This is a genomic window from Pseudarthrobacter sp. MOO14, assembly GCF_058267675.1.
Map to the genome: position 1 here is coordinate 3,685,891 of NZ_CM177849.1, position 12,332 is coordinate 3,698,222.

12 protein-coding genes are annotated in these 12,332 nt (G+C 64.9%); 7 read left to right on the forward strand and 5 right to left on the reverse strand.

Translation table 11 applies throughout. From position 1 onward, the window contains the following. Positions 1-151 precede the first annotated feature (151 nt). Positions 152-1,453, forward strand: coding sequence for an ABC transporter substrate-binding protein (locus AC4EEV_RS17060; protein WP_491329559.1), 1,302 nt, complete (start codon positions 152-154; stop codon positions 1,451-1,453). Between the two features lie 37 nt (positions 1,454-1,490). Here AC4EEV_RS17060 and AC4EEV_RS17065 read toward each other — a convergent pair whose 3' ends face one another. The 5 genes from AC4EEV_RS17065 to sdhC all read right to left on the reverse strand — a co-directional run bounded on the left by AC4EEV_RS17065 (position 1,491) and on the right by sdhC (position 5,909). Then, a complete protein-coding gene (locus tag AC4EEV_RS17065) occupies positions 1,491-2,255 on the reverse strand; it encodes an alpha/beta hydrolase family protein (protein WP_018761930.1) in 765 nt (254 codons plus the stop codon). Positions 2,256-2,416: 161 nt separating this feature from the next. Continuing rightward, positions 2,417-3,199, reverse strand: coding sequence for a succinate dehydrogenase iron-sulfur subunit (locus tag AC4EEV_RS17070; protein WP_018761929.1), 783 nt, complete (start codon positions 3,197-3,199; stop codon positions 2,417-2,419). 1 nt (position 3,200) lies between these two features. Continuing rightward, positions 3,201-5,000 (reverse strand): succinate dehydrogenase flavoprotein subunit, encoded by a 1,800-nt coding sequence (sdhA, locus tag AC4EEV_RS17075; RefSeq protein WP_018761928.1) that lies wholly within the window; start codon positions 4,998-5,000, stop codon positions 3,201-3,203. Positions 5,001-5,108: 108 nt separating this feature from the next. Next, positions 5,109-5,570 carry a succinate dehydrogenase hydrophobic membrane anchor subunit gene (locus AC4EEV_RS17080; protein ID WP_018761927.1) on the reverse strand — a complete coding sequence of 154 codons (462 nt, stop codon included), beginning with the start codon at positions 5,568-5,570 and terminating at the stop codon, positions 5,109-5,111. A 3-nt stretch (positions 5,571-5,573) separates the two neighbouring features. After that, complete coding sequence (gene sdhC, locus AC4EEV_RS17085; protein ID WP_026264627.1) at positions 5,574-5,909, reverse strand: succinate dehydrogenase, cytochrome b556 subunit; 336 nt, start codon at positions 5,907-5,909, stop codon at positions 5,574-5,576. Positions 5,910-6,236: 327 nt separating this feature from the next. On the opposite strand from sdhC, the gene AC4EEV_RS17090 reads away from it, so the two are divergent. From AC4EEV_RS17090 to AC4EEV_RS17115, 6 genes are all read left to right on the forward strand, one after another. Further along, on the forward strand, positions 6,237-7,370 hold the full coding sequence (locus AC4EEV_RS17090) for a mannose-1-phosphate guanylyltransferase (RefSeq protein ID WP_026264626.1): 1,134 nt from the start codon (positions 6,237-6,239) through the stop codon (positions 7,368-7,370). Positions 7,371-7,470: 100 nt separating this feature from the next. Continuing rightward, positions 7,471-8,688, forward strand: coding sequence for an amidohydrolase (locus AC4EEV_RS17095; protein ID WP_109863486.1), 1,218 nt, complete (start codon positions 7,471-7,473; stop codon positions 8,686-8,688). 152 nt (positions 8,689-8,840) lie between these two features. Continuing rightward, positions 8,841-9,275 (forward strand): MarR family winged helix-turn-helix transcriptional regulator, encoded by a 435-nt coding sequence (locus tag AC4EEV_RS17100; protein WP_018761923.1) that lies wholly within the window; start codon positions 8,841-8,843, stop codon positions 9,273-9,275. A 47-nt stretch (positions 9,276-9,322) separates the two neighbouring features. After that, positions 9,323-9,754, forward strand: a complete 432-nt coding sequence (locus AC4EEV_RS17105; RefSeq protein WP_109863485.1) for an organic hydroperoxide resistance protein — start codon at positions 9,323-9,325, stop codon at positions 9,752-9,754. Beyond that, on the forward strand, positions 9,751-10,767 hold the full coding sequence (locus AC4EEV_RS17110; protein ID WP_491329560.1) for an NADP-dependent oxidoreductase: 1,017 nt from the start codon (positions 9,751-9,753) through the stop codon (positions 10,765-10,767). Before AC4EEV_RS17105 ends, AC4EEV_RS17110 begins: the two co-directional genes overlap by 4 nt. A gap of 264 nt (positions 10,768-11,031) precedes the next feature. Further along, complete coding sequence (locus tag AC4EEV_RS17115) at positions 11,032-12,144, forward strand: BMP family lipoprotein (RefSeq protein WP_109863483.1); 1,113 nt, start codon at positions 11,032-11,034, stop codon at positions 12,142-12,144. The last annotated feature ends 188 nt before the right edge of the window (positions 12,145-12,332 follow it).

The following is a 12,332-nucleotide window of genomic DNA, read 5'->3' on the forward strand; positions in this document are numbered from 1 at the left end:
CCCTTGGTACGCGATATGCGCGTCAGAAACTCACGGCATTGGCAGGCGAAGCCATGGTGCACATTCGGGTGGGAATGAGCCCTTGACGTCGGAAGCAGGCCTTTGATACGTTTCACGAAATCGCTTTCTCATCTCGGAAGAAGCTTGCCCAATGACGCGAAAAGTTATCCGAACCCTTCGTAAATCAACTGCCATCCTCACGGCCGCGGCACTCCTTGGCCTCACCGCGGCATGCTCCAGTACCCCATCCAACAAGCCTGAGGACGGCCCTGTCGAAATCCGTTTCTCCTGGTGGGGCAACGCAGGCCGCGCCGACCTGACCAACAAGGCCATCGCCGAATTCGAGAAGGCCAACCCGAACATCAAGGTCAAGCCGGAGTACGGCGACATCGGCGGATACTTCGACAAGCTTGCCACCCAGGTGGCCGCCAATGATGCTCCCGACGTCATCACCATGGGTGGCGCCTATCCGGCGGAGTATGCCAACCGGGGTGCCCTGCTGGATTTGGCCACAGTCAAGGGCCCGCTGGATCTGTCAAAGATGGACCAGGGCGCACTGGAAAACGGTCAGGTCAAGGGCAAGCAATACGGGGTGTCCACCGGTGCCAATGCCCTGGCGATCGTCGCCAATCCGGCGGTGTTCTCGGCGGCGGGAGTCCCGCTGCCGGACGATACTTCCTGGAGCTGGGACGACTTCGCGAAGATCGCGGCGGATGTCACGGCCCACAGCCCCAAGGGGACCTACGGAACCGCCACCGTGCTCACCCACGACTCCCTGGACGCCTTCGCCCGCCAGCGGGGTGAATCGCTCTACACCCAGGACGGCCAGTTGGGGCTCGGCAAGGAAACGGTCCAGGACTACTTCGACTACTCACTGAAGTTGAGCGAAACCGGGGCGGCCCCAAGCGCCTCCGAGACCGTCGAGAAGCTCAACGTCAGCACCGAGCAAACCCTTCTGGGCATGGGCAAAGCGGCCATGATGCTGACCTGGAGCAACTCGTTGTCCGCCCTCAGCAAGGCATCCGGCGCCGACCTCAAGCTGCTCAAGCTCCCGGGTGAAAAACCCACGCCCGGCATCTGGCTCCAGTCCTCGCAGTTCTACACCATCTCGGCCCGCAGCAAGCACGCTGACGCGGCGGCAAAGCTCGTGAGCTTCCTGGTCAACGACCAGTCGGCGGCCAAAATCATCCAGAGCGACCGGGGCGTTCCCAGTAACGCCGACATGCGCAACGCCATCAAGGACATGCTCACGCCGCAGGGGAAGGTGGAGGCCGACTACATCAACCAGATCGGCAAGATGGACTTTGCCCCGACGTACATCGGACCCACCGGCTCGACGGCCGTCTCCGAAATCACGGCCCGGATCAACACCGATGTCCTGTTCAAGAGGCTGGCGCCGGACAAGGCCGCCGAGCAGTGGATCAGCGAGAGCAAGGCTGCCATCGGCAAATAGTCCCGGTGCCCGGGCGCTCCCTGGAACGGGGCGTGATTCATGCGTCGAGGTACTGGTCGGCCCACGCCGCGATGATCCGGGCCGCGCGGGCGGCCTGGCCCTTGCCCGTCAGCAGATGGTCGCTACCCTCGAGGGAGACGAAATTGCGCGGGTGCCGGGCGGTCTGGAAAATCGTGCTGGCGTTCTCGATCCCCACGGTGTTGTCGGTGGGGGAGTGCAGCACCATCAGCGGTTTGTGCAGCTGCCGGATGCAGTCAGTCAAGTCGGCGTTCTCCAGGTCTTCCACGAAGTGCCGGCGGATCTCCACCCGCTTCCCGCCCAGGTCCACCTCGGCGCTCCCCTCGCTGAGGATCCGGTCCAGGGCGGCGTCAAAGACATGTGCCACATGCTTGGGGGAGAAGGGCGCGCCCACCGTCGCCACGGCGTCGAGCTCGGGGATCTCCCGTGCGGCCGCCAGCACGGCGGCACCACCAAAGGAATGGCCCACCAACAAGGAGATTTCCTTCCCCTCCGCACGCATGAACTCCGCGGCCTTCACCGTGTCGGCCACCTTGTGGCTGAACGAGCCGGCGGACCATTCGCCGGCCGAGCCGCCCAGGCCAAGGTTGTCGAACCGCAGCATGCCAATGCCGCTGTCCGCCAGTGCCTTGCACATCCGGGACGCGGACGGGCTGTCCTTGCCGAGCGTGAACCCATGCGAAAAGACTCCCCAGCCCTTGACCGCGCCTTCCGGGACGTCGATTATTCCGGACAGCGTCTCACCGGTTGAGCCTGCGAAGGATACTTTTTCGGAGCGGGACATGCTGTTCCCTTTCGCTTGGTAGGAATGGCTGTGCGCCCACGCCCGCCGGGTTCCCGGGCCAGGCGTGCACGGTCAGGGGACGGGTGGGGAGAAACAACGACGGCGCCCCCACCACATGTGGTGAGTGACGCCGTCGGCCGTTCTTGCTGTTGTTGGACCTGCTAGATCTTGCGGGCGAGGATGGCCTGCTTGACCTCTGCGATGGCCTGGGTCACCTGGATGCCGCGGGGGCAAGCCTCTGAGCAGTTGAAGGTGGTGCGGCAGCGCCACACGCCTTCCTTGTCGTTCAGGATCTCCAGGCGCATGTCGCCGGCGTCATCACGGGAATCGAAGATGAAACGGTGGGCGTTGACGATCGCGGCGGGCCCGAAGTACTGCCCGTCCGTCCAGAACACCGGGCAGGAGGACGTGCACGCAGCACACAGGATGCACTTGGTGGTGTCGTCGAAGCGTTCACGGTCCTCGGCGGACTGCAGGCGCTCCCGGGTGGGCTCGTGGCCCTTGTTGATCAGGAAGGGCATGACTTCGCGGTATGACTGGAAGAACGGCTCCATGTCCACGATCAAGTCCTTCTCCACCGGCAGGCCCTTGATGGGCTCCACCGTGATGGGCTTGGACGTATCCAGGTCCTTCAGGAGGGTCTTGCACGCGAGGCGGTTGCGGCCATTAATGCGCATGGCATCGGAACCGCACACGCCGTGGGCACAGGAGCGCCGGAAGGAGAGGGTACCGTCCGTCTCCCACTTCACCTTGTGCAGGGCGTCCAGGACACGGTCCGTGCCGTACATGGTGAGGTGAAAGTCGTCCCAGGTGGCTTCCTCGGAAACCTCCGGGTTGTACCGGCGGACCCGCAGGTGGACATCGAACGTGGGGATTTCCCCGCCCCCGCCAACGCCGGCAGGCAGTTCAACCTTTGAGGCTGGCTCAGCGATTTCAGCGGTCATCTTAGTACTTCCTCACCATCGGCTCGTAGCGGGTAAAGACAACCGGCTTGGTGGCGAGGCGGATGCCGGCGATTGATTCCGCCGATCCGTCGGCCGGCGCATGGTCATCCTTGTACGCCATGGAGTGCTTCATGAATTTCTCGTCGTCACGCTCGGGGAAGTCCTCGCGGAAGTGGCCGCCGCGGGATTCCTCACGGTGCAGGGCAGCCACGGTCATCACCTTGGCCAGTTCCAGCAGGAAGCCGAGCTCAACGGCCTCGAGCAGGTCCAGGTTGAACCGCTTGCCCTTGTCCTGGACGTTGATGCGCTTGTACCGCTCCTCGAAGGAGGCGATGTCGCGCAGCACCTGGTTCAGGGTATCGGCGGTACGGAACACCTGCATGTTGGCGTCCATGGTGTCCTGCAGTTCCTTGCGGATCTGGGCAACCTTTTCGTCACCGGTGCCGTTGCGGGCAATGTCCAGAAGCTCGGTGGTGTAAGCCAACGGGTTCTCCGGCAGTTCCACGAAGTCGGCAGTCTTCGCGTACTCGGCGGCGGCCACGCCGGCCCGCTTGCCGAAAACGTTGATGTCCAGCAGGGAGTTGGTGCCCAGGCGGTTGGAACCGTGGACGGACACGCATGCCACTTCACCGGCGGCGTAGAGGCCCGGCACCACGGTGTCGTTGTCCTGCAGTACCTCGGTTTGAATGTTCGTCGGAATACCGCCCATGGCGTAGTGGGCCGTGGGGAACACCGGTACGGGCTCGGTGTACGGTTCCACGCCCAGGTAGGTCCGGGCGAACTCGGTGATGTCCGGGAGCTTGGCGTCAATGTGCGCCGGTTCCAGGTGGGTCAGGTCCAGGAGCACGTAATCCTTGTTCGGACCGCAGCCGCGGCCTTCACGGACTTCGTTGGCCATGGAGCGGGCCACGATGTCGCGGGGCGCCAGGTCCTTGATGGTGGGAGCGTAGCGCTCCATGAAGCGCTCACCCTCGGAGTTGCGCAGGATGGCACCTTCACCACGGGCTGCTTCGGAGAGCAGGATTCCGAGGCCGGCAAGGCCGGTGGGGTGGAACTGGAAGAATTCCATGTCCTCCAGCGGGATGCCGCGGCGGAAGGCGATGCCCATGCCGTCACCCGTGAGGGTGTGTGCGTTCGAGGTGGTCTTGAAGACCTTGCCGGCGCCGCCGGAGGCGAAGACCACGGACTTGGCCTGGAAGACGTGCAGTTCACCGGAGGCGAGGTCGTAGGACACGACGCCGGCCACACGCTTCTGCTTGTAGGGCGTGCCGTCCTCGCGGACAGCATCCTCTTCGACCGTCAGCAGGTCCAGGACGTAGTACTCGTTGTAGAACTCAACGTTGTGCTTGACACAGTTTTGGTACAGGGTCTGCAGGATCATGTGGCCGGTGCGGTCTGCGGCGTAGCAGGCGCGGCGCACGGGAGCCTTGCCGTGGTCGCGGGTGTGGCCGCCGAAGCGCCGCTGGTCAATGCGTCCCTCGGGCGTGCGGTTAAACGGCAGGCCCATCTTCTCGAGGTCCAGCACGGCGTCGATGGCTTCCTTCGCCATGACCTCTGCAGCGTCCTGGTCAACCAGGTAGTCGCCGCCCTTGACGGTGTCGAACGTGTGCCATTCCCAGTTGTCTTCCTCGACATTGGCAAGGGCTGCACACATGCCACCCTGCGCCGCACCCGTGTGCGAGCGGGTGGGGTAGAGCTTGGTCAGTACTGCTGTGCGCGCGCGCTGACCGGACTCGATCGCGGCGCGCATGCCAGCGCCACCGGCACCGACGATGACGACGTCGTACTTATGGACCTGCATACCAGACGCTCTTTCTCTCAAAATTCGCTATCAAACAACGGGGCGGCTTCGCCTGCTCCGCAAAACAGGGCCCGCGGGTAAGCCCGCGGGCCCGGGGTTGTGCCTGGACTAGGCAGGGCAAAATCCGCCCGGAAGGGCCACGCCGTCCACAACGGGGCAGGGGTTGAAGGTGAAGATCACCAGGGTGCCCAGCAGGATGATGACCACGGCGGCTGCGTAGAGGACGGTCTTCAACCAGCGCCGCGTCCCCGTCTTTTCGGCGTAGTCGTTAATGATGGTCCGCACGCCATTGGTGCCGTGCAGCATTGCCAGCCACAGCATGGCCAGGTCCCAGAACTGCCAGAACGGGTCCGCCCACTTGCCGGCGACGAAACCGAAGTCAATGGCATGGATGCCTTCGCCGACCATGAGGTTCACGAACAGGTGCCCGAAGATGAGGACCACCAGCACCACGCCGGAGAGGCGCATGAACAGCCAGGCGATCATCTCGAAGTTGCCGCGCGAACCGCCGCTGCGGCGGTACTGGGGAGCTACCCGGCCGCTGCGGGGGCTCTCGATGGTTGCAGTCATGGCTTAGTGACCTCCGAGGGCGAGGGACAGGTGGCGGATGGAGAACGCAAGCATGGTCACGATCCAGAGGGCCAGGACTGCCCACAGCATCTGCCGCTGGTACTTGGCGCCCTTCTTCCAGAAGTCGACCGCGATGATCCGCAAGCCATTGAAGGCGTGGAACACGATCGCGGCCACAAGCCCGGTCTCGCCCAGCGCCATCAGCGGGTTCTTGTAGGCGCCGATCACAGCGGTGTAGGCCTCCGGCGACACACGCACCAAGGAGGTGTCCAGGACGTGGACCAACAAGAAGAAAAAGATCACTACACCGGTTATGCGGTGTCCTACCCAGGACCACATGCCTTCACGGCCGCGGTACAAGGTGCCAGCTGGTTTTGTCGGCACTGATAAACCTCCCTGCAACACAGCGGCGCTGGCATGAGATCCATGCGGGGGGAACGCCTGCTGCGAGAGCACTCGTAGCTCAGGCCTAAATCTAGGCTTCGCTTACAGCTTATTCAATTTAGGAGATTCTTGGAGACCAGTGCTGGAGCGGTTTTTCGGCGAGAATGAGACGAACGCCACACGGATGCGGTGATTTGGGCCATGCGATGACGGAGCGCGCCGGTGGACAGCCCGTGGCGGGCCGCCGCCGCCGGCCGTGGGCCGTCAGCTAAAGTAGCGGTGATGAGTACAGACAAAGTGACAAGCCCGGCCTCACCCCTTGACCGCTTCATTGCGGTGATTCCGGCAGGCGGAGTGGGGACCCGCCTCTGGCCCCTGTCACGAGCAGCAGCTCCCAAGTTCCTTCACGATCTCACAGGATCGGGCAGCACCCTGCTGCGTGCCACCTACGACCGGCTCCACCCGCTCGCGGGCAGCCGGGTGCTGGTGGTCACCGGAAAAGCGCACCGCGACGCCGTGTGCCGCCAGCTTCCCGAGGTCCAGGACGCGGACCTTGTCCTGGAATCGGAGCCCAAGGACTCCGCAGCGGCGATCGGCCTCGCCGCAGCCATCCTGCACGCGCGGGACCCGGACACCATCATGGGGTCCTTCGCCGCCGACCAGGTGATCAGCCCGGACCACCTCTTCCAGGACGCCGTCCGGGAGGCAATCCATACCGCCGCGGCCGGCAAGATCGTGACCATCGGCATCAAGCCCACGCACCCGTCCACCGGGTTCGGGTACATCCGCTCCGGCAAGGAATTGCACATCGACGGAGCTCCGAGCGCCCACGATGTGGTGGAATTCGTCGAAAAGCCCGACGAAGTGGTGGCCCAGCAGTACGTCGACAGCGGTGACTACGTGTGGAACGCCGGCATGTTCGTAGCCCCCGTGGCACTGATGCTCAAGCACCTCGAGGCCAACCAGCCGGAGCTGTTCAAGGGCCTGCAGGAAATCGCGCAGGCCTGGGACACCCCCGAACGCGACGAGGTCACTGCCCGGATCTGGCCCACCCTGCCCAAGATCGCCATCGACTACGCAGTGGCCGAGCCCGCCGCCGAAGCCGGGGACGTCGCCGTCGTGCCCGGGACCTTCCGCTGGGACGACGTTGGCGACTTTGCCTCCGTCGGGCGGCTCAACAGCGCCAAGGAAGTGGACGACGTCACCGTCCTGGGCGAAGGAGCGCGGGTATTCACGGAGAACTCAAGCGGTGTGGTGGTCACGGACACCAAGCGCGTCATCGCCCTGATCGGTATCCAGGATGTGGTCATCGTGGACACGCCGGACGCGCTGCTGGTCACCACCATGGCCAACTCCCAGCGGGTCAAGGCAGCGGTCGACGCCCTCAAGGCCAGCGGGGACACGGACGTCCTTTGATCGCCCTACCTGCCGGCGCGTCACGGCGCCGGCAGGTTCACGTTGTAACGGGGCGTCAGTGAATGGCCCTTATCGGGGCCGTGATCGCTAGAGTAAAACAGTGCGCAATTACACTACTGAAGCCGAGCCCACCGCCTTGGTGGCGCCGTGGCTTGAACCGCTCCTGCCGGAACTGATCGAATTCCGGCGGGACCTCCATGCGCACCCGGAGCTTTCCTTCAAGGAGTTCCGCACCACCGACAAGCTTGCGGAGCGGCTGGAGGCCGCTGGGCTGAGCCCCCGCCGGCTCGAAGGCACCGGCCTGACCGTGGACGTCGGCGAAGGCCCCATCGCCACCGCGCTGCGGGGTGACATCGACGCCCTCCCCATCATCGAGGAAACCGGCCTGGCTTTCGCGTCCAAGAACCACGGCGTCACCCACGCCTGCGGCCACGACGTGCACACCACCACCATGCTGGGTATTGCCCTGGTGTTGCAGCGCATGCACCAGGAATCGCCCCTGGGCGCGACGGTGCGGATCATCTTCCAGCCCGCTGAGGAAACCATGCCCGGCGGGGCGCACGCGTGCATTGAGCAGGGCGTGCTGGAGGGAGTTCCCAGGATCCTCGCGCTGCACTGCGACCCCCGCATCGAAGTGGGCAAGGTCGGAACCCGGATTGGCGCCATCACCTCGGCCTCGGACACCATCCGGATTGAACTGTCCGGCCGCGGCGGCCACACGTCCCGACCGCACCTCACCGAGGACCTCGTCTTCGCGCTTGCCCAGATCGCCGTCAACGTTCCGGCCGTCCTGTCCCGCCGGGTGGACGTCCGCAGTGGCGTGTCCGTGGTGTGGGGCCAGATCACCGCCGGATCGGCGCCCAATGCCATTCCCGGCTCGGGCTACATGGCCGGAACCATGCGCTGCCTGGACCGTGACGCCTGGCACGCCGCCGGCGAACTCCTCGACGAGGTGGTCCACCAGGTGGCCGCGCCGTATGGGGTGGACGTCCACCTGGAGCACACCAGGGGAGTGCCGCCCGTGGTGAACTCGGAACACGAAACGGCAATTATCGAGGCGGCTGCGCGCGCAGAGATCGGCGAAAGCGCCGTGGTGCTGACCCCGCAATCCATGGGTGGCGAGGACTTTGCCTGGTTCCTTGCGGAACTTCCGGGAGCCATGATGCGCCTGGGCACCAAGACGCCGGGCGGGGAGGACTACGACCTCCACCGCGGCGATTACATCCTGGACGAGCGATCGCTGGGCCTGGGGATCCGCGTGCTCACCGCGGCAGCGTTGAGGACCATCAGGGACATCGAGCAGCCGCCCGCGCTGTAGCCGCCCCGCACACCGTCCACGCCGCGTCCGTGCCTTGGCGGCTTGTTTGCGCCGGCGCCGGTAACGCTGGTGGATCACGACGACGGTCAACGGGATGGTCTCGTGAGTCCAGTTGAGTTGTGCACAATCTAATTGTGGGCTATTGTTTTCTCATGACCGAAGCTCCCCGCCTGGACCGCCAAGTGTGTTTTGCCTTGTATTCGGCTTCCCGGGCCGCCACCGCCGTGTACCGGCCAGTGCTGGATGAACTGGGGCTCACTTACCCGCAGTACTTGGTGATGCTGGTGCTGTGGGAGGACGAGCCCCGCGGGGTCAAGGAACTTGGCGGGGAGCTCGGGCTGGACTCGGGGACCCTGTCGCCCCTTCTCAAGCGGCTGGAAGCACTGGGGCTCGTGGAACGCCGCCGGTCAGGCGAGGACGAACGGCGCGTTGCCATTCACCTCACGACGGCAGGCCGGGAACTCAGCGTCCCGGCCCGGGCCATCCCGCAGCGGCTGGCTGACGCCGCAGGGCTCTCGCACGGAGAGCTCGAACAACTGCGCGCCACCCTGGGCAAGCTCACGGCCGCACTGCACCAGTCGCTCTAAGCGGCGCGCCACCCTGCACCATCCCACCTACAGGACGGACATTTTTCGTGAAGACTCTCTACACCGCCGAGGCGCTTGCCTCCGGCGAAGGCCGTGACGGCACTGCACGCAGCAATGACGGCAAGCTGGCCGTGGACCTGGCCAGCCCCGTGGAGTTGGGCGGCAGCGGCCGCGGGACCAACCCTGAACAGCTTTTCGCCGCCGGGTACGCCGCCTGCTTCCACTCCGCACTGCGCCTGGTGGGCCGCAAGGCAGGCGCCGACCTCACCGATTCGGCCGTTGCGGCGAAAGTTCACCTGGGACAGCTGGACGGCGGAACGGGCTTCGGGCTTGCCGCCGAACTGGAAATCGCCCTCCCGGCGCTGGACCTTTCCACCGCCGAGGAACTGGTGGCCAAGGCGCATGAAGTGTGCCCCTACTCGAACGCCACCCGGGGCAACATCACCGTCGACATCAAGATTTTGGAGTACGCAGCATGAGCACCGCACTTGCCACCAGCACCCGTGAAATCCGCCTGGCCTCGCGCCCTGTGGGCCGTCCTGCCAGCGATAACTTCGAGCTCGCCGAGTCCCCGCTGCCCGCCCTCGAGGACGGCCAGATCCTGGTCCGGAACCTCTTCATGTCGGTCGACCCCTACATGCGGGGCCGGATGAATGACGTGAAGTCCTACTCCGCGCCGTTTGCCGTGGGCAAGGCGCTCGACGGCGGCGCGGTAGGCGAGGTGGTCGCGTCCCGTTCGTCGGCACACAAGGAGGGCGACGTCGTCGTGCATTCCCTCGGCTGGCGGGAGTACGCCGTGGTTGACGGCGCTGCAGCCACCCCGGCCCGAACTGACCTGGCCCCGGCATCCGCCTTCCTCGGCGCCCTGGGCATGACCGGGCTGACCGCCTACTCCGGCCTCTTGAAGGTCGCCGAATTCAAGCCGGGGGACGCCGTGTTCGTCTCCGGTGCCGCCGGTGCGGTGGGCTCCCTGGTTGGCCAGATCGCCAAGGCCATGGGCGCCGCCCGCGTGATCGGCTCCGCCGGTTCGCCGGCCAAGGTGGCCCGGCTGCTGGAGCTCGGTTTCGACGCGGCCTTCGACTACCACGATGGCCCCGTGCTGGAACAGCTGCAGAAGGCCGCAGGCCCAGCCGGCATCGACGTCTACTTCGACAATGTCGGCGGCGAACACCTCGAGGCGGCCCTGGCAGTCCTCAACGTCGGCGGCCGGGTGGCAATGTGCGGTGCCATCGCGCAGTACAACTCCACCGAACCGACTCCGGCGCCCCACAACCTGATGCAGGCCATCGGCAAGCAACTGACGCTCCGCGGCTTCCTGGTAGGCGGTCAGCGGCAGCACGCGGCGGAGTTTGCCGAGAAGATGTCCGGCTGGCTGGCCGACGGCACCGTGCGCTACGACGAGACGATCGTGGACGGACTGGAGAACGCGCCGCAGGCGTTCATGGATCTCCTGGACGGTGCGAACACCGGAAAGATGCTTGTCCGGCTGTAGCCCGGCGCTTACAACTAAAGAACAATCAGCAGTAGGGGCGCCTCCTTTGGAGGCGCCCCTACTGCTTGGTAACAACTTGTAAACAATCTTCGGGGTCAGCTTCCGACGTGCTATGGGGACGTGGCGCAGGCCACTAAAGTAAGTGCCATCAGTGCGCTCCGGCGCAGTGCTGCGTGCCTTCAGTGAAAACAGAATTTCAGCGCCGAAACGGACACTCATTGAATCTCAGCCCGTAGTGCCACTCGCATCATCCCTGGAGGAAAATTGAAGAAATCACTGCGTGCCGGCTTCAAGCGCGGTTCAATGGCCGGTGTGGCCACCCTCGGTGCGTCCGCCTTGCTGCTGACCGGCTGCGGGGCCGCCCCGTCCGCGTCCGGCCCCTCGGGTTCAGCCACCGCCTCGGACTACACCGCCTGCATGGTGTCCGACTCCGGTGGATTCGACGACAAGTCGTTCAACCAGTCCGGCTACGAGGGACTGCAGGCCGCCGTCAAGGACCTTGGCATCAAGGAGAAGCACGTCCAGTCCAAGGCTGACACCGACTACGACCCCAACCTCCGCTCCATGGTCCAGCAGGGCTGCAAGCTCACCGTGACCGTCGGGTTCCTGCTCGGCGATGCCACCAAGTCCATCGCGACGGCCAACCCGAACAGCCACTTCGCGATCATCGACTACAACGACCCCACCTTCCCCAAGAACGTCAAGCCGATCGTCTATGACACGGCCCAGGCCGCGTTCCTGGCCGGCTACCTGGCAGCAGGCACGTCCAAGACCGGCAAGGTGGCAACCTTCGGCGGCATCAACATCCCCACCGTCACCATCTTCATGGACGGTTTTGCCGACGGCGTGAAGTACTACAACGAAAAGAAGGGCAAGAGCGTCCAGCTCATCGGCTGGGACAAGGACAAGCAGGACGGCACCTTCGTCGGCGACTTCAAGCAGGTGGACAAGGGCAAGGTCCTCACCCAGGGCTTCCTCGACCAGGGCGCAGATATCGTCCTTCCCGTGGCCGGACCCGTCGGCAGCGGCGCGGGCAGCGCGATCCTCGACGCCAAGTCCAAGGGCAAGGATGCCAAGCTCATCTGGGTTGACTCCGATGGCTACCTGACGGCCCCCGACTACAAGTCCGTGATCCTTTCTTCTGTCCAGAAGACCATGGCCACCGCTGTGGAGACGGTCATCAAGGACGACAAGGACGGCAAATTCGACGCCTCGCCGTACATCGGAACCCTTGCAAACGGCGGTGTTGCCCTGGCTCCCTTCCACGACCTCGATTCCGCCGTGCCGGCGGACCTCAAGGGCGAACTGGACCAGCTGAAGAAGGACATCATCTCCGGCACCGTCAAGGTCGAGTCGAAGTCCAGCCCCACCAAGTAAGCACTGAACAGCGGGGCGCGCTGCCCTTCCGCCGTTACCCCGGCCGGAGGGCAGCGCGTTCTGTTTTGCTGGCAACGCACGCTTGCCAGCGCCACGCAGGCGTTACTTTTCCTGCCTGCCCGCCCTGCCCAGAAACCACCCGTAACACTAGGCTGGGACTACCCGCTGCCTTGCCGCCGACAGCGCGG